Origin of the sequence: Paenibacillus sp. FSL H7-0940, from assembly GCF_037979415.1 — a bacterium.
In the GTDB taxonomy this organism is placed as follows: Bacteria; Bacillota; Bacilli; order Paenibacillales; family Paenibacillaceae; genus Paenibacillus; species Paenibacillus amylolyticus.
Genome location: NZ_CP150280.1, coordinates 5,354,977 through 5,377,304, shown reverse-complemented (window position 1 = coordinate 5,377,304; position 22,328 = coordinate 5,354,977). Strand labels below are relative to the sequence as shown.

The 22,328-nt window shown below is 49.7% G+C and carries 12 protein-coding genes, 17 tRNA genes, 3 rRNA genes and 1 pseudogene; 32 read left to right on the top strand and 1 reads right to left on the bottom strand.

The window, feature by feature from the left end:
* The first annotated feature begins 11 nt into the window (after window positions 1-11).
* The 32 genes and pseudogenes from MHB71_RS23785 to MHB71_RS23630 all read left to right on the top strand — a co-directional run bounded on the left by MHB71_RS23785 (window position 12) and on the right by MHB71_RS23630 (window position 21,760).
* Window positions 12-1,880: a sensor histidine kinase gene (locus MHB71_RS23785; RefSeq protein ID WP_340027862.1), complete on the top strand. Its 1,869-nt coding sequence runs from the start codon at window positions 12-14 to the stop codon at window positions 1,878-1,880.
* Complete coding sequence (locus tag MHB71_RS23780) at window positions 1,877-3,481, top strand: response regulator (RefSeq protein WP_340027861.1); 1,605 nt, start codon at window positions 1,877-1,879, stop codon at window positions 3,479-3,481. The genes MHB71_RS23785 and MHB71_RS23780 overlap by 4 nt, the downstream gene beginning before the upstream one ends.
* A gap of 51 nt (window positions 3,482-3,532) precedes the next feature.
* A pseudogene (locus tag MHB71_RS23775) lies at window positions 3,533-4,078 on the top strand (GNAT family N-acetyltransferase).
* A 635-nt stretch (window positions 4,079-4,713) separates the two neighbouring features.
* A 16S ribosomal RNA gene (locus tag MHB71_RS23770) occupies window positions 4,714-6,266 on the top strand.
* Between the two features lie 311 nt (window positions 6,267-6,577).
* Window positions 6,578-9,503, top strand: a 23S ribosomal RNA gene (locus MHB71_RS23765).
* A gap of 77 nt (window positions 9,504-9,580) precedes the next feature.
* A 5S ribosomal RNA gene (gene rrf, locus MHB71_RS23760) occupies window positions 9,581-9,697 on the top strand.
* The 16S, 23S and 5S rRNA genes sit together here with 17 tRNA genes alongside, the layout of an rRNA operon.
* 38 nt (window positions 9,698-9,735) lie before the next feature.
* Window positions 9,736-9,809 (top strand) — tRNA-Ile (locus MHB71_RS23755).
* Between the two features lie 33 nt (window positions 9,810-9,842).
* Window positions 9,843-9,918: transfer RNA gene (locus MHB71_RS23750), tRNA-Ala, on the top strand.
* 1 nt (window position 9,919) lies between these two features.
* A tRNA-Asn gene (locus MHB71_RS23745) sits at window positions 9,920-9,995 on the top strand.
* A 4-nt stretch (window positions 9,996-9,999) separates the two neighbouring features.
* Window positions 10,000-10,071: transfer RNA gene (locus tag MHB71_RS23740), tRNA-Glu, on the top strand.
* Between the two features lie 6 nt (window positions 10,072-10,077).
* Window positions 10,078-10,153, top strand: a tRNA-Val gene (locus MHB71_RS23735).
* Window positions 10,154-10,170: 17 nt separating this feature from the next.
* Window positions 10,171-10,244, top strand: a tRNA-Met gene (locus MHB71_RS23730).
* Between the two features lie 27 nt (window positions 10,245-10,271).
* Window positions 10,272-10,349, top strand: a tRNA-Asp gene (locus MHB71_RS23725).
* 17 nt (window positions 10,350-10,366) lie between these two features.
* Window positions 10,367-10,442 (top strand) — tRNA-Phe (locus tag MHB71_RS23720).
* Between the two features lie 20 nt (window positions 10,443-10,462).
* Window positions 10,463-10,538, top strand: a tRNA-Thr gene (locus MHB71_RS23715).
* 9 nt (window positions 10,539-10,547) lie between these two features.
* Window positions 10,548-10,633 (top strand) — tRNA-Tyr (locus tag MHB71_RS23710).
* Between the two features lie 10 nt (window positions 10,634-10,643).
* Window positions 10,644-10,719: transfer RNA gene (locus tag MHB71_RS23705), tRNA-Lys, on the top strand.
* 6 nt (window positions 10,720-10,725) lie between these two features.
* Window positions 10,726-10,806: transfer RNA gene (locus MHB71_RS23700), tRNA-Leu, on the top strand.
* Window positions 10,807-10,816: 10 nt separating this feature from the next.
* Window positions 10,817-10,891: transfer RNA gene (locus MHB71_RS23695), tRNA-Gly, on the top strand.
* A gap of 7 nt (window positions 10,892-10,898) precedes the next feature.
* Window positions 10,899-10,975: transfer RNA gene (locus tag MHB71_RS23690), tRNA-Arg, on the top strand.
* A 17-nt stretch (window positions 10,976-10,992) separates the two neighbouring features.
* Window positions 10,993-11,071 (top strand) — tRNA-Leu (locus tag MHB71_RS23685).
* A gap of 7 nt (window positions 11,072-11,078) precedes the next feature.
* Window positions 11,079-11,152 (top strand) — tRNA-Pro (locus MHB71_RS23680).
* Window positions 11,153-11,162: 10 nt separating this feature from the next.
* Window positions 11,163-11,233, top strand: a tRNA-Gly gene (locus MHB71_RS23675).
* A 379-nt stretch (window positions 11,234-11,612) separates the two neighbouring features.
* Complete coding sequence (gene iolD, locus MHB71_RS23670) at window positions 11,613-13,478, top strand: 3D-(3,5/4)-trihydroxycyclohexane-1,2-dione acylhydrolase (decyclizing) (protein WP_340027860.1); 1,866 nt, start codon at window positions 11,613-11,615, stop codon at window positions 13,476-13,478.
* 53 nt (window positions 13,479-13,531) lie between these two features.
* Window positions 13,532-14,434: a myo-inosose-2 dehydratase gene (gene iolE, locus MHB71_RS23665; RefSeq protein WP_340027859.1), complete on the top strand. Its 903-nt coding sequence runs from the start codon at window positions 13,532-13,534 to the stop codon at window positions 14,432-14,434.
* Between the two features lie 198 nt (window positions 14,435-14,632).
* On the top strand, window positions 14,633-15,643 hold the full coding sequence (gene iolC, locus MHB71_RS23660; RefSeq protein ID WP_047841171.1) for a 5-dehydro-2-deoxygluconokinase: 1,011 nt from the start codon (window positions 14,633-14,635) through the stop codon (window positions 15,641-15,643).
* A 99-nt stretch (window positions 15,644-15,742) separates the two neighbouring features.
* Entirely contained in the window at window positions 15,743-17,218 is a 1,476-nt protein-coding gene (locus MHB71_RS23655; RefSeq protein ID WP_244661184.1) for a CoA-acylating methylmalonate-semialdehyde dehydrogenase, read from the top strand.
* 69 nt (window positions 17,219-17,287) lie between these two features.
* Entirely contained in the window at window positions 17,288-18,340 is a 1,053-nt protein-coding gene (iolG, locus tag MHB71_RS23650) for an inositol 2-dehydrogenase (protein WP_340027858.1), read from the top strand.
* 111 nt (window positions 18,341-18,451) lie between these two features.
* Window positions 18,452-19,258 (top strand): 5-deoxy-glucuronate isomerase, encoded by an 807-nt coding sequence (gene iolB / locus MHB71_RS23645; RefSeq protein WP_036607990.1) that lies wholly within the window; start codon window positions 18,452-18,454, stop codon window positions 19,256-19,258.
* A 129-nt stretch (window positions 19,259-19,387) separates the two neighbouring features.
* On the top strand, window positions 19,388-20,395 hold the full coding sequence (locus MHB71_RS23640) for a LacI family DNA-binding transcriptional regulator (protein WP_340027857.1): 1,008 nt from the start codon (window positions 19,388-19,390) through the stop codon (window positions 20,393-20,395).
* A gap of 331 nt (window positions 20,396-20,726) precedes the next feature.
* Complete coding sequence (locus tag MHB71_RS23635) at window positions 20,727-21,254, top strand: hypothetical protein (protein ID WP_340027856.1); 528 nt, start codon at window positions 20,727-20,729, stop codon at window positions 21,252-21,254.
* Complete coding sequence (locus MHB71_RS23630; RefSeq protein ID WP_051449808.1) at window positions 21,251-21,760, top strand: GNAT family N-acetyltransferase; 510 nt, start codon at window positions 21,251-21,253, stop codon at window positions 21,758-21,760. The genes MHB71_RS23635 and MHB71_RS23630 overlap by 4 nt, the downstream gene beginning before the upstream one ends.
* A 148-nt stretch (window positions 21,761-21,908) precedes the next feature.
* Here MHB71_RS23630 and MHB71_RS23625 read toward each other — a convergent pair whose 3' ends face one another.
* Window positions 21,909-22,268 (bottom strand): hypothetical protein, encoded by a 360-nt coding sequence (locus tag MHB71_RS23625; RefSeq protein WP_036607981.1) that lies wholly within the window; start codon window positions 22,266-22,268, stop codon window positions 21,909-21,911.
* Window positions 22,269-22,328 lie beyond the last annotated feature (60 nt).

Here is a 22,328-nt window from a genome sequence, read left to right as displayed (position 1 = left end):
TTGATTTTTCCATGGGGAAAGGAAGATGGTCTTCATTTATTAATCAAAAGCTGCAACAAAGCAAGCTCTCCACGTTGATGGTGACTTGCTTTATTGCGTTTAACCTCCTGCTCGTCTCGGTTGTGGTCTGGCTGGCATATCAGTCTTTCTCAGCAGTCACCTTTGCCGAGATTAGCAAAGCACGCCTGGCTCTTCTGAACGAAAGCACACGTCGGGGATTTGATTTCATCACAGGGGTAACCGGAACTTCCTATGCCTTGGCAAGCAATCGGGAACTGTCCAGTCTGCTCGAAACGGCTGATACGGGCAGGCTTGCACAGATTCACCAGCGGAGAGAGGTCTCTCGAATTCTGGATCATACCATGGTCGTGAGTGAAGGCATCACTTCCATCGAACTGTATACGGATGCCTTTAATGAAGTGACAGTGACTATGGCTGATCGCATATTTCCGGTGGACACCATCGCACACGACTCTTGGTTTGCTACGCTGGAAAAGGCTGATGCGGCTTGGGTTCCGCTGCGTGAGAACGAATCTGGCCAATCCCTGGTCGGATACGCCCAACGGATTTTCGACAGTCGTGGTGGGACGGTTGCCTATGTACTCATTCGACTGAGTAGAGCCGACATCGTACGCAGGTTTGCTGATGTACCCATGGTGCTTGATGGAAAAGTCCTGTTGGTAGATACGGCTGGTAATGTCGTAATGCAGATGGGGAGAGTTGATCCAACAGGGGAGAATGAACGAGCGGATCGAAGAAATGAAGCGAGTACAGTACAGGAAACGGGTGAAGCTGTAAATTCATCTTCTTCTATTATAGATAGTGCATGGATTCAGGAACATGTCCAGCATGGTGCAGACGGGTACGAAGTAGTTTCCGGCCAACCTGGAGGTGCTCAATTGGTGCTGTACTCCAGGCCAGCGATGCTTCAGTGGCGCCTCGTACAGACTATTCCGGTATATACACTGTTATCTCCGCTCAGACAAGCAGGCTGGCAGATCCTTGGCATCGCCGTGCTGGGACTATTATGCTCGGCTGTGCTAGCGTACCTGTTTGTAAGGCAGATCATCCGACCTTTGCGACAATTAATCAAGAGAATGAGACAACTGGAGAAAGGGGACTTCGATACCCGGGTCCAACTTTCGTTTACAGAGGAATATGCCCATTTGGCTTATGGCTTTAATCACATGGCTTCACAGCTCACGACGCTGATGGAACAGGTGAAGGATGAGAGCCGGGCCAAGCGTGAAGCCCAGACGGGCTTGCTTGAGGCCCAGATCAAACCCCATTTTTTATACAATACCCTCGACATGATCCACTGGCGCGCACTTGATTATGAAGCCAAGGATATCAGTCGCATGATTGTACAACTCAGTAAGTTATTACGGATCGGACTGAGTGGAGGGAGATTGTTTATACGGGTTCGTGATGAGTTGGAACATGCCCGTTGCTACGTTAACATCCAGTCAGAGCGGCTGCCGTTCTCCATTCAATATCAGGAGCAGATCGATCCGCATATTCGCGGTTGTTACATTCCCAAGATCATTTTGCAGCCCTTCATCGAAAATGCCGTTATGCACGGGCACCCTGAAGAAGGCACACTTCGAATTCAGGTGCATATGCACGAAGAGGTTGGCCCGCATGAGGATATCGTCATTCGTATCACGGATAATGGGCGGGGTTTGCCGGAGGGGTGGAAACTCGAAGAGACGTGTGGCATCGGCGTACGGAATGTACATCAGCGCATCCAGCTTTATTGTGGGAAGAGGTATGGTGTTCAACTGAGCGATAGAGAGTCAGGTGGAGTGGAAGTGACCATTACGCTGCCGCGTATTGAGACCGACGAGCAATTAAATCTATGGCTGGACGGTGAAAAATGATGAAGACCATTATGCTTGTTGATGACGATCCTCATATTGTAAAGGCATTAACAGATCATATCGATTGGCCTTCTCTGGGCCTCAGCATTGCAGGCACTGCTTCCAATGGCTTGGATGCGCTGGAGCTGTTTCACCGTATGCATCCAGATGTCGTTATGACTGACGTATATCTACCGGGAATGACCGGGCTTGAGATCACACAGACGTTGCGACGTGATCATCCCCACTTGCCGATCATCATTCTTAGTGGATATGACGAATTCGAGAACGCCCGGGCAGCCATGCGCTGGGGGGTGAATCACTTTTTGCTGAAGCCGGCAGAGGTTGAGGAGATTGAGTCTGTGCTGCGTGAGGTGCTACTGGAACAAGATGTGCGAGAGCGGCATGAGCGACTGGAGCAGACGTACAAGCAGGAGGTTGGACGGGTACTTCCGTATTTGCGCAAACAATTTCTTCACGAACTGCTGACTACGCGATATCGGGCAGACGAGCTGCCCAAAGAACGCATGGACTATATAGGCATTCATATGTCCTCCCAGACACGCGCCATTAGTCTGCAACTGAATCGCCCCGTATTTTTGACACGGATGAAAGAACGGGATTGGCAGCTTCTCCGCTATGGGGCGGCCGATATTATTCAGGAGACGGTGAAGGAGCACGCGGCGCGCATGAATGGTCAGGTAGAGATTGTTGATTATTCGGATCAGGTATTTGTGTTGCTTCTATTAGGAGATAAAGATCATTTGGAGGAATGCCTGCCACTCGTGGAGAGGATGATCGATCAGATCTTTACGTATCTGAAAATTGAAGTGAGTGCTGGAATCGGAAGATCCAAAAGTCACCCATGTGAGGTGATAGATTCCTATCTCGAGAGCAGGGAAGCGGTGGAAACAGCAGAGTTCCAAGGTGGAAGTCGTATCTACCACTATGAAGCGTTTGAGGAAACAGAACCAAGTGTGACCGATTATTCATTATTGCTTCGTCAATGGAATGAGGCTTGGGCGGATATTCGACCTGACCTGGCGGAAGAGGTATGGCATCATATTTGCCTTTTGCTGAAAGAGGGGAAATGTGTTGGGATACAGGATGTACAGGTTGTGGCCGTCAGTCTGTTTGACACGTTGATGCATAGCTGGAACCGACTTCATCCTATGTTAGCGCCGCCGCTGGCGATGAGTGATTTTTTGCGTGAAATTCAATCGAAATATGCTTTGCATGATCTGGTAAGCTGGATGGATCGTATTATCTGCGACTGGCTGGAACAGATACGCAAGGAGATGGGTGAGAAGAAAAGCAATAAACTTATCGAGCAGGTGAAACAGTATGTAGAGCTTCATTACGCCGAAGAGATTAGTTTTGAAGCGATAGCCAAGGGGCTGTTTGTACATCCGAAGTATCTGAGTCAACTTTTCAAAAGGGTGACCGGTGAGAATTTCGTGAGTTATTTGAACGGGTACCGGATTCAGAGGGCGTTGGAACTGTTGCAGTCGGGACATTACATGGTATATGAGGTGAGCGAGATGACGGGGTTCCGTAATGCAACGTATTTTAGCCAGGTGTTCAAAATGCTTACGGGCAAGAGTCCGTCTGAAGTGGGGTAGAGCGATACAGGTATAGTAATTATACAAAGTGGAAGAGGAGGTATGGTTCTTATGATGAGCGATCAGCAGGAATATTACATTAAAGGCTTATCTTACTCCATTAGATCGGCAGAGGAAAAGGATGCTGAGGCCTTGTCTTCACTACGTGTACAAATCGATGGGGAAACCGAGAACATGGATCGTGAAGAGGGCGAGGCGTATATCGACGCAGCCGGGTTTAGGCGGATCATTCATTTGGACACTGAGAAGTCACGGAATTTGTTCCTTGTTGCTGTAGTGGCAGGGGAGATTGTGGGATACTCCCGATGTGAAGGTACAGAGCTGAAGCGCTTTTGCCATAAAGTTGAGTTCGGCGTGTGTGTAGCCCGAGAGTTCTGGGGACATGGGATTGGCAAGAACTTGTTGGAGAGGTCGATAGAATGGGCAGACCGGACTGGTGTAGAGAAGATGACGTTGAACGTGCTGGCATCCAATGAAAAGGCAATCGAGTTATACTAAAAGAGTGGCTTCGAGATTGAAGGTATTTTGAAAAAGGATCGGCGACACACGGATGGACAGTATCACGACACGATAGTGATGGGCAGGTTCAGAGACTAATAATGGTATAAAAAGTGAAAAGCAGAATCTATATAAGCCCACAGCTTATGGAGCTTAATTATTAGATTTGATACCGACATAATAGATAGCAGTGTTATTGAGAAGATGTATTATGTTTCTTATCTTATAGAACGAATGTAATGATGTTGAATGAGTCTATTCACAACCTATTATTGAGATAGATTAGACCGGTGAGTGTATATAGGATATAGTAAGAGGATATTGCCATTGGAAAAGAGATTATGAAGAGATTGAATCAAATATATAATTAGTTTTTAGATGGGATATTTTACAAGTAGTAATTGTGTTGTGTATATGATATATTCTATTTCCGGCCAAAAAAACACGAGAAACAAAGTGCCGCAGGCAAAACAAATAAGCTTCGAAAGAAACTTAAAAAAAAGAGCTTGCTAAGTTGGTTCGGAAGTGTTATGATATAAAAGTTGCTGAGGAGAACAACGCTCGGTAACGAAAACAAGTTTGATCTTTGAAAACTGAACAACGAGTGAGTAAACATTCTGCTTGCAGAATGAACGCGAAAGTTTGAGACAAGCCTTGGCTTGAATCGACTGGAGCACAATTGAGATTTTTAATCTCGTCAGATTCAAAATGAGCTTATCGCTCTTTTCAATACTTTATTGGAGAGTTTGATCCTGGCTCAGGACGAACGCTGGCGGCATGCCTAATACATGCAAGTCGAGCGGACTTGAAGAGAAGCTTGCTTCTCTGATGGTTAGCGGCGGACGGGTGAGTAACACGTAGGCAACCTGCCCTCAAGTTTGGGACAACTACCGGAAACGGTAGCTAATACCGAATAATTGTTTTCTTCGCCTGAAGGAAACTGGAAAGACGGAGCAATCTGTCACTTGGGGATGGGCCTGCGGCGCATTAGCTAGTTGGTGAGGTAACGGCTCACCAAGGCGACGATGCGTAGCCGACCTGAGAGGGTGATCGGCCACACTGGGACTGAGACACGGCCCAGACTCCTACGGGAGGCAGCAGTAGGGAATCTTCCGCAATGGGCGAAAGCCTGACGGAGCAATGCCGCGTGAGTGATGAAGGTTTTCGGATCGTAAAGCTCTGTTGCCAGGGAAGAACGCTTGGGAGAGTAACTGCTCTCAAGGTGACGGTACCTGAGAAGAAAGCCCCGGCTAACTACGTGCCAGCAGCCGCGGTAATACGTAGGGGGCAAGCGTTGTCCGGAATTATTGGGCGTAAAGCGCGCGCAGGCGGTCATTTAAGTCTGGTGTTTAATCCCGGGGCTCAACCCCGGATCGCACTGGAAACTGGGTGACTTGAGTGCAGAAGAGGAGAGTGGAATTCCACGTGTAGCGGTGAAATGCGTAGATATGTGGAGGAACACCAGTGGCGAAGGCGACTCTCTGGGCTGTAACTGACGCTGAGGCGCGAAAGCGTGGGGAGCAAACAGGATTAGATACCCTGGTAGTCCACGCCGTAAACGATGAGTGCTAGGTGTTAGGGGTTTCGATACCCTTGGTGCCGAAGTTAACACATTAAGCACTCCGCCTGGGGAGTACGGTCGCAAGACTGAAACTCAAAGGAATTGACGGGGACCCGCACAAGCAGTGGAGTATGTGGTTTAATTCGAAGCAACGCGAAGAACCTTACCAGGTCTTGACATCCCTCTGATCGATGCAGAGATGTATCTTTCCTTCGGGACAGAGGAGACAGGTGGTGCATGGTTGTCGTCAGCTCGTGTCGTGAGATGTTGGGTTAAGTCCCGCAACGAGCGCAACCCTTATATTTAGTTGCCAGCATTTCGGATGGGCACTCTAGATAGACTGCCGGTGACAAACCGGAGGAAGGTGGGGATGACGTCAAATCATCATGCCCCTTATGACCTGGGCTACACACGTACTACAATGGCCGGTACAACGGGCTGCGAAATCGCGAGATGGAGCCAATCCCAACAAAGCCGGTCTCAGTTCGGATTGCAGGCTGCAACTCGCCTGCATGAAGTCGGAATTGCTAGTAATCGCGGATCAGCATGCCGCGGTGAATACGTTCCCGGGTCTTGTACACACCGCCCGTCACACCACGAGAGTTTATAACACCCGAAGTCGGTGGGGTAACCGCAAGGAGCCAGCCGCCGAAGGTGGGATAGATGATTGGGGTGAAGTCGTAACAAGGTAGCCGTATCGGAAGGTGCGGCTGGATCACCTCCTTTCTATGGAGAATCGTTTCCCGAGTGGAAACATTCAAATACGCAGCTTAGCTGCAAAACACTCACTCGTTGTTCGGTTTTGAGAGCTCAAACTCTCAAAACAGCTTGCTTTTGCATGGAGCTTGTTCTTTGAAAACTAGATATCGAAACGAAACAAACGCGAATTAGAACATTCCTTTTTAGCTGAACTTGTGTTAAACAAGTTTCAATAAAAACGGTAGTCAAATTGCTTTTGTGAGGGTATCGGGTGAGAGCGACTTTTGGCTTTGCGCAAGTAAAACAAGGGAAGCGAGCGACCGAAACCGGAACAAAATGGTTAAGCTACTAAGAGCACACGGAGGATGCCTAGGCGCTAGGAGCCGATGAAGGACGTGGCGAACAACGAAACTGCCTCGGGGAGCTGTAAGCAAGCTTTGATCCGGGGGTGTCCGAATGGGGAAACCCAGCTGGGGTAATTTCCAGTTACTCATAACTGAATACATAGGTTATGCAGAGGCATACCAGGGGAACTGAAACATCTAAGTACCCTGAGGAAGAGAAAACAATAGTGATTCCGTCAGTAGCGGCGAGCGAACGCGGAGAAGCCCAAACCAAAGAGCTTGCTCTTTGGGGTTGTGGGACGTCTCACATGGAGTTACAAAGGAACCGGTTAAGCGAAGAGGTCTGGAAAGGCCCGCCAAAGAAGGTAAAAGCCCTGTAGTTGAAAGTTGGTTCCCTCCGAGACGGATCCCGAGTAGTGCGGGGCACGTGAAACCCCGTATGAATCCGGCAGGACCATCTGCCAAGGCTAAATACTTCCTAGCGACCGATAGTGAAGCAGTACCGTGAGGGAAAGGTGAAAAGCACCCCGGAAGGGGAGTGAAATAGAACCTGAAACCGTGTGCTTACAAAAAGTCAGAGCCCGTTTTAGGGGTGATGGCGTGCCTTTTGTAGAATGAACCGGCGAGTTACGTTCCCGTGCAAGGTTAAGGTGAAGAGCCGGAGCCGCAGCGAAAGCGAGTCTGAATAGGGCGATGTAGTACGTGGACGTAGACCCGAAACCGGGTGATCTACCCCTGTCCAGGGTGAAGGTGCGGTAACACGCACTGGAGGCCCGAACCCACGCATGTTGAAAAATGCGGGGATGAGGTGGGGGTAGCGGAGAAATTCCAATCGAACTCGGAGATAGCTGGTTCTCCCCGAAATAGCTTTAGGGCTAGCCTCGGAAAACAGAGTCGTGGAGGTAGAGCACTGATTGGGTGCGGGGCCCGCAAGGGTTACCAAGCTCAGTCAAACTCCGAATGCCATAGACTTACTTCCGGGAGTCAGACAGTGAGTGCTAAGATCCATTGTCAAAAGGGAAACAGCCCAGACCATCAGCTAAGGTCCCCAAGTGTGTGTTAAGTGGGAAAGGATGTGGAGTTGCACAGACAACCAGGATGTTGGCTTAGAAGCAGCCACCATTGAAAGAGTGCGTAATAGCTCACTGGTCGAGTGACTCTGCGCCGAAAATGTAACGGGGCTAAACACACCACCGAAGCTATGGCTTGATGCTTTGCATCAGGGGTAGGGGAGCGTTGTATAAGGGTTGAAGGTGTACCGTAAGGAGCGCTGGACATTATACAAGTGAGAATGCCGGTATGAGTAACGAAAAGATCAGTGAGAATCTGATCCGCCGAAAGCCTAAGGGTTCCTGAGGAAGGCTCGTCCGCTCAGGGTAAGTCGGGACCTAAGGCGAGGCCGAAAGGCGTAGTCGAAGGACAACAGGTCGAAATTCCTGTACCACCGTAAGCCGTTATGAGCAATGGGGGGACGCAGTAGGGTAGTGACGCGGACTGATGGATGTCCGTCTAAGCAGTAAGGCTGATGTGTAGGCAAATCCGCACATCGTAAGGCTGAGCTGTGATGGGGAGCGAAAATTATAGTAGCGAAGGTCATGATCTCACACTGCCAAGAAAAGCCTCTAGCCAGGTGATGGTGCCCGTACCGCAAACCGACACAGGTAGGCGAGAAGAGTATTCTAAGGCGCGCGGAAGAACTCTCGTTAAGGAACTCGGCAAAATGACCCCGTAACTTCGGGAGAAGGGGTGCCCCGGTAGTGTGAATAGCACGAGGGGGCCGCAGTGAAAAGGCCCAAGCGACTGTTTAGCAAAAACACAGGTCTGTGCGAAGCCGTAAGGCGAAGTATACGGGCTGACGCCTGCCCGGTGCTGGAAGGTTAAGGGGAGTGGTTAGGAGCAATCCGAAGCTGTGAACCGAAGCCCCAGTAAACGGCGGCCGTAACTATAACGGTCCTAAGGTAGCGAAATTCCTTGTCAGGTAAATTCTGACCCGCACGAATGGCGTAACGACTTGGGCGCTGTCTCAACGAGAGATCCGGTGAAATTTTAATACCTGTGAAGATGCAGGTTACCCGCGACAAGACGGAAAGACCCCATGGAGCTTTACTGCAGCTTGATATTGAATTTGGGTACGATCTGTACAGGATAGGTGGGAGCCTTTGAAGCATGAGCGCCAGCTTGTGTGGAGGCAACGTTGGGATACCACCCTGATCGTATCTAGGTTCTAACCTGGTACCGTAATCCGGTGCGGGGACAGTGTCAGGTGGGCAGTTTGACTGGGGCGGTCGCCTCCTAAAGAGTAACGGAGGCGCCCAAAGGTTCCCTCAGAATGGTTGGAAATCATTCGAAGAGTGCAAAGGCATAAGGGAGCTTGACTGCGAGACCTACAAGTCGAGCAGGGACGAAAGTCGGGCTTAGTGATCCGGTGGTACCGCATGGAAGGGCCATCGCTCAACGGATAAAAGCTACCCTGGGGATAACAGGCTTATCTCCCCCAAGAGTCCACATCGACGGGGAGGTTTGGCACCTCGATGTCGGCTCATCGCATCCTGGGGCTGAAGTAGGTCCCAAGGGTTGGGCTGTTCGCCCATTAAAGCGGTACGCGAGCTGGGTTCAGAACGTCGTGAGACAGTTCGGTCCCTATCTGTCGTGGGCGTAGGAAATTTGAGAGGAGCTGTCCTTAGTACGAGAGGACCGGGATGGACGTACCGCTGGTGTACCAGTTGTTCCGCCAGGAGCACCGCTGGGTAGCTATGTACGGACGGGATAAACGCTGAAAGCATCTAAGCGTGAAGCCCCCCTCAAGATGAGATTTCCCAGTATGTAAGACCCCTTGAAGACGACGAGGTAGATAGGCTGGGGGTGGAAGTGCAGCAATGCATGGAGCTGACCAGTACTAATCGGTCGAGGGCTTATCCAATTAGCAAGTTGTAATTCGCATGTTTCGTTTCGAATCTAGTTTTCAGAGAACAACAACTCTGAAATGTAAGCTACGCGTTTGGTGGCGATGGCGGAGGGGTTCCACACGTACCCATCCCGAACACGACCGTTAAGCCCTCTAGCGCCGATGGTACTTGGACCGCAGGGTCCTGGGAGAGTAGGACGCCGCCAAGCGAAACCCCATTGGGGTATTTTTTTTCGAAAATTGATAAGGGCCCTTAGCTCAGTTGGTTAGAGCGCACCTCTGATAAGGGTGAGGCCGGTGGTTCGAGTCCACCAGGGCCCATAGCAAGACCACAACAAGAAATACACAGTGTATGGGGCCATAGCTCAGCTGGGAGAGCGCCTGCCTTGCAAGCAGGAGGTCAGCGGTTCGATCCCGCTTGGCTCCACCATTCCCTGATAGCTCAGTTGGTAGAGCACTCGACTGTTAATCGAGTTGTCACAGGTTCGAGCCCTGTTCGGGGAGCCAGTAAGGCCCGTTGGTCAAGGGGTTAAGACACCTCCCTTTCACGGAGGTAACAGGGGTTCGAATCCCCTACGGGTCATAATATGGAGGCTTAGCTCAGCTGGGAGAGCATCTGCCTTACAAGCAGAGGGTCGGGGGTTCGATCCCCTCAGCCTCCACCATATAAACTTTATAACGACGCGGGGTGGAGCAGCCCGGTAGCTCGTCGGGCTCATAACCCGAAGGCCGCAGGTTCAAATCCTGCCCCCGCAATTATACTTTCCTTTGAGAAAGTGATCTGGAACCGTGGTGTAGTTGGCCTAACATGCCTGCCTGTCACGCAGGAGATCGCGGGTTCGAATCCCGTCGGTTCCGCCATTTTTTTATTCTAGTAAGGCTCGGTAGCTCAGTCGGTAGAGCAGAGGACTGAAAATCCTCGTGTCGGCGGTTCGATTCCGTCCCGAGCCACCATTTATAACACCATGTAATACGCCGGTGTAGCTCAACTGGTAGAGCAACTGACTTGTAATCAGTAGGTTGGGGGTTCAAGTCCTCTCGCCGGCACCATGTAATCCTGGAGGATTAGCGAAGCGGCCAAACGCATCAGACTGTAAATCTGCTCCCGTACGGGTTCGGTGGTTCGAATCCATCATCCTCCACCAGTTTTTCTATGAGTCATTAGCTCAGTTGGTAGAGCACCTGACTTTTAATCAGGGTGTCGAAGGTTCGAGCCCTTCATGACTCACCATTATATGCGCGTGTGGCGGAATTGGCAGACGCACTAGACTTAGGATCTAGCGTCTTTGACGTGGGGGTTCAAGTCCCTCCACGCGCATCCTTTATTTGCGGAAGTGGCTCAGCGGTAGAGCATCGCCTTGCCAAGGCGAGGGTCGCGGGTTCGATTCCCGTCTTCCGCTCCAATATTTTGCGCCCTTAGCTCAGCTGGATAGAGCGTTTGACTACGAATCAAAAGGCCGGGAGTTCGAATCTCTCAGGGCGCGCCATTATAACTTCATATTTTGCCGGCGTGGCGGAATGGCAGACGCGCTCGACTCAAAATCGAGTGGGAAACCGTGGAGGTTCGAGTCCTCTCGCCGGTATAGTTAACGGGATGTAGCTCAGCTTGGTAGAGCACCTGGTTTGGGACCAGGGGGTCGCATGTTCAAATCGTGTCATCCCGATTGTTGTTATGCGGGTGTAGTTCAATGGTAGAACTTTAGCCTTCCAAGCTAATAGCGTGGGTTCGATTCCCATCACCCGCTTAAATATTGAAAAGAAAGAGATGGTACTCACCGTCTCTTTCTTTTTTTGCATTCACAGGCATATTGATTATAATTGTATGCAAAGATCACGGATTATATGGCTTTAGCGTGTATCCCATCCTCACGATATATTCCCCTCTCTTTTAAGTCTGTCCTTAGTCATTGTGGAAGTGTTCAAATAGAGAAGGTCTAACACATGTTCGAACACAAGAATATCTTTTCTTTATCACAATTTATAAAAACGCTTACAAAAATAGCTTGCGTAAATCATTAACCTGTAATACCATATCAATTAAGCGCTTAACCTTTAGGGGTAAGGCGCTTAAACTTAACGTAGATTAAGCGCTTAACCCGTAAAGGAAAGGACGGCGATCAATTCATGAATACAATTCGACTAACGATGGCTCAGGCACTGCTTCGATACCTGGATCAGCAATATATCTCGGTTGACGGGGTGGAAACCAAGTTTGTGAAGGGAATCATCGGTATTTTTGGACATGGCAATGTAACAGGCATTGGAGAAGCGCTGGAGCGCAGTCCGGGAAGCCTGACGTATATGCAAGGCAAGAACGAACAAGGTATGGTGCATACGGCAACGGCTTATGCCAAGCAGAAGAACCGTAGACAGATTTATGCATGTACAACATCCATTGGACCTGGTGCTTTGAATATGATTACAGCCGCAGCTACTGCAACGGTGAACCGGATTCCGGTTTTATTACTTCCTGGAGATAACTTTGCTACACGGGAACCGGACCCGGTACTTCAGCAGTTGGAAGTGAGCAGTGATTATACAATCTCAGCAACTGATCCATTCAAAGCCGTCAGCAAGTACTGGGATCGCATTGTTCGTCCCGAACAGTTGATGATTGCTGTCACACAGGCCATGCGTGTGCTAACCGATCCAGCAGAGACGGGAGCAGTAACGCTCGCACTGCCGCAGGATGTGCAGGCAGAGGCGTACGATTATCCAGAATCGTTCTTTGCCCGCAAAGTACATTATCTGGATCGTCGCCCCCCAGTACAGGCAGCCATTGAGCGGGCAACGGAGCAGATTGCCCGAGGCAGGAAACCGCTGCTCGTTGCAGGCGGCGGTGTGTTGTACTCTGAGGCGTCCGTTCAACTCGTGGAATTCGCCGAGGCATTTGGTATTCCGATCGCCGAGACGCAGGCGGGCAAGAGCGCAGTTTCTTGGGACCACCCACTAAATGTGGGGGCCATCGGGGTTACAGGTTCTCTAGCAGCCAATAGGCTGGCGAGAGAAGCAGACGTTGTGATCGGCGTCGGTACGCGGTTCTCGGATTTTACGACGGCGTCCCGCTCTGCTTTTCAACATCCGGAAGCTTCATTCATCAACATTAACCTGAATGGCATGGATGCCGCCAAGTTAGGCGGGGAAGCCATTCTGGCAGATGCACGCGAAGGATTGCAGGCTTTGCAGAAGGAATTGCAGGAAAGACAATACCGAAGTGCATATGGCGCATCCGAAATCGCTGATCTCCGCGCTGAATGGAATGCAGAAGTGGATCGGCTGTATGCAGCTCAACATGAAGCAGGGCTGGCACAGACTACAGCAGTTGGCATCGTTAACCGGACCATTGATCCATCTTCCGTTATTGTGTGTGCGGCGGGCAGTCTGCCAGGCGATCTGCATCGTCTGTGGCGTGCGGCTGAACCAAAGACGTATCACATGGAGTATGGGTTCTCCTGTATGGGGTACGAGGTAAGTGGAGCGTTCGGAGCAGCACTTGCCGAGCCGGATCGTGAAGTGTACGCCATGGTAGGGGATGGCAGTTATCTGATGCTGCATTCGGAGTTTGTGACCAGTTTGCAGGAACAGAAGAAGATGACTATTTTATTATTCAACAACAATGGATTCCAATGTATTCATAATTTACAGCGGGAACATGGTAGTGACGGGTTCGGCAATGAGTTCCGTTATCGGGAATCCGAGAGTGGACGACTGACCGGGGATTACATGCCAATGGACTTTGCTGCACACGCCCGAAGCATGGGAGCCAAATCCTATAGAGCGGAGACAGCAGAACAGCTGGAACAAGCACTCCGAGATGCGAAGAACGAAACAGTGAGTACGTTGATTGAGATTCCGGTCGTGCCTGGAACCAACGCAGGTGGATACGAGTCATGGTGGAATGTGGGTGTACCTGAGGTATCTGCCGAAGAAAAGGTAGTTCATGCTCATCACACCATGCAAGCCAACCGTGCCAAAGCAAGACCGATTTAATCCAGTTTAATATAGTGAACCACAATGTTGAACGACAAAGGAGACGTGGAGCAATGAGCAAGCTGCCATTCCAGCTTGGGATTCATCCGATCAATTGGGTCGGTGAAGATGTGAAGGAGCATGGTGATGCGACAACGTGTGCACAGATTCTGGATGACATTCAGCGTCTTGGGCTGACAGGCACAGAGATGGGACGTAAGTATCCAACCGATCCCGCTATATTGCGTGAGGAATTGAGTAAAAGGAATATCAAGCTGGTCTCCCAGTGGAAATCCGTACTTTTCTCCGACCCGGCATATCGTCAGTCGGAGCTGGACAGTTATCGCAAACATGCGGAATTTCTCCAATCCATGGGCAGTAAGGTAATCAGTACGGCAGAGGTAGGCGGGTCACTTCATTTTGATCCAAGACGGACACCGAATGAAAAAGAAGTGCTCAGACTGAGCGAATCTGAATGGCATATCCTCGCTGAAGGATTGAACGAAGCAGGAGCTATTGCCCGCGAACATGGGTTGAAGCTTACGTACCATCATCATGGAGGCACAGTGGTAGAGCAACCGGATGAGATTGATCGACTGATGGAGCTGACAGACCCTTCTCTCGTGTACCTGCTCTATGATACTGGTCATGCCTATTATGGCGGAGCCGATCCACTTGAACTGCTACGCAAACATTATGATCGGATCGCCTATATCCATCTGAAAGATATCCGCCCGCATGTGCTGGATGAAGCACGCGCGGAGCAGTCTGACTTTGTCGGTTGTATTCGTAGAGGAGTGTTCACCGTACCAGGAGATGGATGCATTGATTTTGCACCAATTCTGCAAGAACTGATCACACGAGGGTACGATGGCTGGGCGATGCTTGAAGGAGAGCAGGACCCTGCGATTCATAACCCATATGAGTATGCGAAGCAATCTTTGAACTATATGGAGTCGTTATACCAACACAGCTGATTTGTTCAGCATTGCAGCGGTCAGAGGCCAAACCCATGAAGTGAAAAGGAAGAAGGCTAGCAAGAGTATAACGTTACGATTGGAAAATAAAAATGACTTACTCTAGCCGTTTACGAGTTCTTACGATGGAATGAGTAACTAGTCTAGATATCCATATACAACATGGAAAATCCCACTACAGAAAGGGGCTCACATGCAATGACTTACGTATCCTTTCCGGTATCCAGGAAGAAGGATTTCACCGCCATTGGTCGCTTGTGCATCGACTTGAACGCCAATGAGATCAATCGCCCGATGGAAGAGACGATGACGTTCACAAAGTATGTTGGCGGCTCTCCGGCCAATATTACGATTGGTATGTCCAGACTGGGTATGGAGACGGCTTTTATCGGTAAGATCGCGGGTGACCAGATGGGCAGATTCATCCAGAGTTATTTGGAGAAGAACGGCATCGACACATCAAATGTAGTTACAGATGACACTGGAGCGGTGACAGGGCTTGCCTTTACCGAAATCAAAAGCCCAACGGATTGCAGTATCCTGATGTACCGAGACAACGTAGCGGATCTGTTATTACAGGCGCAAGAGGTGCAAGAGCAGTTGATTGCTGACTCCAAAGTGCTGCTAATCTCAGGCACTGCCCTCGCGCAGAGCCCATCCCGTGAAGCCGTATTACAGGCACTAACGTATGCGAAAAAACATGGCACAGTTATTGTGTTTGATCTGGACTATCGTCCATACACATGGACATCGGACGAAGAGACAGCGGTCTATTATAACCTCGCAGCCGAGAAATGCGATATCATCCTCGGTACACGTGAAGAGTTCGACATGATGGAGACATTCGACCACAATCCGGATCATAGTGATCAGGTGACTGCACAGAAATGGTTTGATTTCTCAGCAAATATTGTAGTAATCAAACACGGCAAGGAAGGGTCCATTGCTTATACGCGTGAAGGGCTTTCTCACCGTGCGGACAGCTATCCGGCAAAAGTGGTCAAAACGTTCGGGGCAGGCGACTCCTATGCGGCCGGCTTCCTGTATGGATTGATGCAGGGCTGGACGATTGAGCGCAGTATGGCGTATGGCAGTGGCGCAGCAAGTATCGTCATTTCAAGCCACAGCTGTTCGGATGCGATGCCAACGGTGGAACAGGTGAATGACTACATCGAACGTTGCAATCGGGGCGAGATCACCGTGTCTTGAAGCTCGTTGCAATACTTTGAATAACACACTCATACAGATCAACATCAATGATATAAGTTGAACATAAGGGATCACACATAAGCGAAGGGAGACAGGGCTATGGGAAAAGGAATTTCTGAAGCGTCTGCAACAGCGACAATGGTACAAAACTGGATCGGAGGTGCCTGGGTAACCCCAGCGTCAACTCGTACGGAGCCGGTTGTGAATCCGGCCACGGAAGAAGTTATTGCACATGTGCCACTGTCCGAACAAGCGGACGTGGATCTGGCGGTTCAGACAGCACGAGAAGCGTTCAAATCCTGGAGCAGCACACCGGTTCCGCGCCGTGCACGTATTCTGTTCCGCTACCAGCAGTTGCTGGTTGAACATTGGGAAGAGCTCGCTCGCCTGGTGACACTGGAGAACGGTAAAAGTTATGCCGAAGCGTACGGCGAGGTATTACGTGGCATTGAATGCGTCGAGTTCGCGGCAGGTGCCCCGAATCTGATGATGGGCAAACAACTGCCTGATATCGCGACAGGACTGGAGTCGGGCATGTACCGCTACCCAATCGGCGTAATTGGGGGGATTACCCCGTTCAACTTCCCGATGATGGTACCGTGCTGGATGTTCCCGCTTGCTATTGCGTGTGGTAACACCTTTGTCCTGAAGCCGTCCGAGCGCACACCGCTGCTGGCAGGCCGCCTGGCAGAGCTGTTCAAGGAAGCGGGGCTTCCTGACGGCGTGCTCAACATCGTTCACGGTGCGCATGATGTCGTGAACGGGTTGCTGGAACATAAGGATGTTCAAGCGATCTCCTTTGTCGGATCACAACCTGTGGCTGAATACGTCTACACTACTGCATCCAAGCATGGCAAACGGGTACAGGCACTCGCGGGTGCCAAAAACCACTCCATCGTTATGCCGGACGCCGATCTGGATCTAACCGTGAAAGAGATTACCAGTGCAGCCTTTGGTTCAGCAGGGGAGCGTTGCATGGCATGTGCGGTTGTTGTGGCTGTGGGTGATGTGGCTGACGAACTGGTACAAAAGCTGGTGGAAGCGGCAGACCGCATTACCATTGGTAACGGCATGGATGAGGGCGTGTTCCTCGGTCCTGTCATCCGTGGACCACATAAAGAGCGTACGCTCAGTTACATTGAAGCCGGAGAGCAGGAAGGCGCGGCATTGATTCGGGATGGACGTAAGGATCAGGCGACAGGTGAATCCGGTTATTTTGTAGGGCCAACGGTATTTGACCAAGTTGATAGCAATATGAAAATTTGGCAGGATGAGATCTTTGCTCCGGTACTCTCGGTGGCAAGAGTGTCTACGCTGGAGGAAGCCGTTGAGCTGGCGAACCGTTCCGACTTTGCCAACGGGGCGTGTCTGTTCACCCGCAGCGGAGCGAGTATGCGTCAATTCCGTGAAACGATTGATGCGGGCATGTTGGGTATTAACCTGGGCGTACCTGCACCAATGGCATTTTTCCCGTTTTCCGGTTGGAAAAAGTCCTTCTATGGTGATCTACATGCCAATGGTACGGATGGTGTTGAATTCTACACTCGCAAGAAGATGGTAACGGCGCGCTGGTAACAACCAGAGCATCACTCGGGCTAAGGGGAATGCCCAGCCCATATGGACGCACATAGGGAGGATAACGGAATGGGCAAGGACAAAGTGAGAATTGGCATCATCGGTGCTGGACGGATCGGCAAAATTCATGCAGACAATCTCCTGCGTAACCCGCATGCCGAGATTGTGGGAATCAGTGACTTATTTGCAGGTCCTGAATTGGAGGCTTGGGCCTCCAGTCGTGGCATCCCTGTTGTAACAACGAACAGCAGCGAGTTGATCTCGATGCCTAATGTAGACGCGGTGCTGATCTGTTCTTCAACAGATACACATGTGCCGTTGATCGAACAGGCCGCCCAGGCGGGCAAACATATCTTCTGCGAGAAGCCGGTCAGCATGGATCTGGCACAGACCCAAGCGGCGGTAGCGGCAGTTCAGAAGGCTGGCGTGAAGCTACAAATTGGATTTAACCGCCGCTTCGATCACAATTTCAGACGGATACGTGCGCATGTGCAGGATGGTACGATTGGTGATCCACATATTATCAAAATTACGTCTCGCGACCCGAGTCCGCCTCCTGCGGAGTACATCCGGGTGTCTGGCGGGATCTTCATGGACATGATGATCCACGATTTTGACATGGCCCGTTATCTGTCCGGGAGTGAAGTGGAAGAAGTGTACGCTCAGGGCAACGTGCTGATCAATCCGGTTTTTGCGGAACATGGTGACGTGGATACAGCGATTGTAACGATGACTTTTGCCAATGGAGCGATTGGTGTTATTGATAACAGCCGTCAGGCAGTATACGGATACGATCAGCGTGTTGAAGTATTTGGCTCGAAGGGCAGCGCCGCAGCGGCGAATGATCATCCAAATACGGCTGAGATCAGTACAGCGGCCGGGCTTATGCGCGACAAACCGTTACACTTTTTCCTGGAACGCTACAATGAAGCATATGTACAGGAGACAGTCCTCTTTATCGATGCAATCATTCATGATACACCGGTTATCGTTGATGGCCACGATGCAGTACAGGCAGAACGAATTGCACTGGCAGCAAAAATGTCCATGGAGCGGGGAAGACCTGTGAAGCTGAGTGAAGTCCCTGGGGTGTCACTGGAATCGCAAACGGCAACGCCATAGGTGGATGATTAAAGTCACTTTTTTCTAATAGAGCGCAAGAATGGTCCAAGTTTTTGTTTTTTATAAGTATCAGGTTGTTGTGGACGATTACAGAAAGGAGTGGATGACAAGATGTCAGAACGTATTGTGAAACCCGTGGTCAACCCGGAGGGAGACGGTACACTTATAAACGTAACACCGGAGTCGGCGGGGTGGGAATATGTTGGCTTTCAGGTAGCGAAGCTGGCGGAGGGGGAGACGCTAACCCGTGAGAGCGGTGATCAGGAACTCTGTGTGGTGCTTCTCAGTGGTTTCGCCAATGTAAGTACCCGGGAGCACACATGGGATAATATCGGAAAAAGAATGAGTGTTTTCGAGAAAATACCTCCGTACTCGGTCTACGTCTCAACTTCCGATCAAGTACAGATCACAGCACGTACCGAACTGGAAATCGCTATATGTGTTGCACCCGGTAAAGGAACGCACCCGGCTCGTCTCATTGCACCCGAAGATGTAGGGGTAGAGGCGCGAGGGTATGGTAATCTGGAACGCCAGATTCACAACATTTTGCCGGAACAGAAGGAAGCGGACAGTCTGCTCGTTGTTGAGGTATTCACACCAGATGGGCATTGGTCCAGTTACCCGCCACATAAGCATGATCGGGACGCACTCCCGGATGAATCTTTGCTGGAAGAAACGTATTATTTCCGCGTGCAGCCTGAGCAGGGGTTTGCCATTCAGCGTATATACACGGATGATCGTTCTGTGGACGAGACGCTAGCAGTGAAGAACGGAGAAGTGGTGCTTGTTCCGGACGGATATCATCCGGTAGGCGCTCCTCCGGGGTATGAAGTCTACTATCTGAACGTGATGGCTGGACCAACCCGGACCTGGAAATTCCATAACGACCCTGACCATGAGTGGTTGATGAAAAAGTAAAGCAGTTTATGCTACGCACATTGTGCTGGCTTCAAGTTGCGTATGCAGACTTCCCCCTGCATAATGAGAAGAAGAGAACAATTATCTATGTATAACGAAATTTATATATAGCACAAATGGGGAAAAACAATGAAAGCAACCATATACGATATAGCACGCGAGGCGGGTGTATCCATTGCAACCGTCTCGCAGGTCATTAATGGCAAAGGCAAGATCAGTGAGAAGCGGCGCGCCGAGATTATGGAGATCATGGAACGCCTTCACTATCAACCCAGTGCGATCGCAGCTGCACTTACAGGTAAGCAGACGTATACACTGGGACTACTTGTACCGGACATTTCCAACCCGTATTTTGCAGAACTCGCTAGAGCAGTCGAGGATCGAAGCCGTCAGTTGGGCTACAGCGTGGTCATCTGCAGTACCGACAATAAGGACGAGCGGGTAGAGCGTTATCTGAATCTGCTTCAGCAAAAAAGGGTCGATGGCATGATGATCGGAACCGGAATCGATAATGCCGAAATTTTGTCACCTCTCTTGCAGCAGTCCATCCCTGTCGCTTTGGTTGCCCGTCATATGCCGTCCCTGTCGGTTCATACAGTCACCATTGATGACATTCTCGGTGGAGCACTCGCAGCGGAGCATCTGCTTGAACTTGGGCACACCCGTATAGCGGTTCTGTCGGAACCGTCCAAAGTCAGCAGCAGTCAGGAACGTGTACGTGGATTCCGTGAAACCCTGATTAAGGCAGGTCATACGCTGGAACCGAATCAAATTCGAGAATCGGCAGCTGACCTGAGCTCGGCCAAAAAAGAGGCGCTATTGCTGCTCGGTGAGAAGGATCACCCGACAGGTTTGTTCTGTTGTAATGACATTCAGGCCATCGGTGCACTTCAGGCAGCCAAAGAGCTGGGCCTACGCGTGCCAGAGGATGTGTCGATTATCGGGTTTGATAATACCATTCTGGCTTCGGTGACCAGTCCACCGCTTACGACCGTTGCCCAGCCAATTGAAGAACTGGGACATCGCGCTGTAGATCTGTTGATTGAAGAGTTAAAGGATGAGCGAAAAGAACCGCAGAAGATTGTCCTGAAGCCCGAGCTGGTTATCCGAGAATCAGCAGGTCGTGTATTGAGCTGAAAACAAATAGTTTTCGGCGTACGCTGAACAGACGTGAGGCCAAGTCTACGAGTGTCATATTCATGGCTCGGGATAAGTGTTATCGTCTTACCTCGTTCTGAATAGGTAATAAAACAATATAACAAAGTAACAAACAAGCCGCGTTCACCCTATGGGAGAACGCGGCTTGTTCATTTAAATCTTTAATTTTTAGTGTAGCCCAAAACGTCATCGTAATTGAGGGACCAGAGATAAGAAATGACATTGGAACAGAAGAAGTGAGATGTTATACTGGAATATATCAATAATTACCAATTTATATGTTTTGTGTAGGTATAGAGAGGGGATTGGGATGACTAAACGAATCAAGATGATTATGGGTATCGCCATGATTATTGTTTTTTTAGCTATTGCAGTGCGTATGTATACCTCTGGTCAATATACTAAGTATATCCCCAGCAAACATACGACGTTTCGAGCAGAGGTTACCGATCATATGACGATGCTGGATACATTGGATCGACTGACGATTAGGAAAATTTTCAACAATGAATCGTATAATGAAGATGATGAAATAACGATTACAGATCCCAAAGAGATTAGAGACATGCTGAAGTTATTAAAGGATGTTGAACTTAAAAGAGTACGGGAATTCGACGTTTCCGAAAGGAATCCGCACTACTATGAGTGGCGACTTACCATTAATAAAGAAGGTCGCTTTACCGATGGATTCGGATTGACGTTTTATAATGAAAAGTCCATCTCCATCTACAATGAGGCGAAAACGAGAGACCAACTTGAGGACTACGAGATTACCAACGAGATTAATCTGAATGAGATGGACCGCCTTTTTGAAAAGATGAAGGAGGAGCAAACATGACCATCATAACCAACTATTATGTACGCCCTATTGAAGAACAGGATATCCCCTTTCTGTGGGAGATGTTATACGCATCCCTGCATAGAAGAGAAGGTGATGAACCTTTTCCAATCGAAAGTATTCATACTCCCGGACTGTCCAAATACGTTGAAGACTGGGGAAGAGAAGGGGATTTCGGGTATGTTGCAGTTGACCAGCAGGGCAAGAGACTAGGTTCAATAACATTAAGATTCTATACGGATCAGAATGCGGGATACGGTTATGTGAATGCAGCTACGCCAGAGATGGGGATGGCTGTAACGGAAGATGCACGTGGAAAAGGAGTAGGTACCTTACTGCTTCAGACCGCATTAGATGAGGTTGAACGGCGGGGAATTGCAGCAGTCTCGCTCAGTGTTGACCCGGATAACCAAGCGATTCGCTTATATAAGCGGTTAGGATTTGTGGAGGAGTCCCTAAATGGTACATCAGTAACGATGGTGCGTGTAAGTAAACTTGAATCTTAAATGATGAGCGTTCGGATCACTGGCAAAACTGAGTAAACCACGTGGAACTGCAAAAGAAGAGGCGTTTCCTCATGGGAACGCCTCTTTCTGTGTGCCATGTACAGCATCGGTATCTCTCTTATTATACTAAGTCCGTAGCACTTCAATATTATTTCAACAAAAATGCCAAAGCCTCGTCATACGTTTCCCATTGGAATTCAGTCTGGTGCGCGGACTCTTTGGAGATCCGATTCAATTGCATTTTGGCGATCGCACCACCTACGGCTACACTAGCTCGTTTCATCCCCCACTGTGTCAGTAGTTTCTGGTGTTCCACAATTTTTTCTTTGGTATCCTGAGGGAAAGCCTTCATGTTCCGCATATCTACTAGCACATCAAACGAATTCCCCAATTGTTCCGCTATTCTCTGGATTTCTGTATTCGTTTGTTCGACATGTTCAGGAGAAACAATACCTTCCCAGATAATTTCAATAATAGGTTTAGTTGAATCCAAACGTCTAACAGACATGTAGGCAACTCCTCGATAATAAAATAATATGTAATATATGAGACTATAAGCCTATTAATT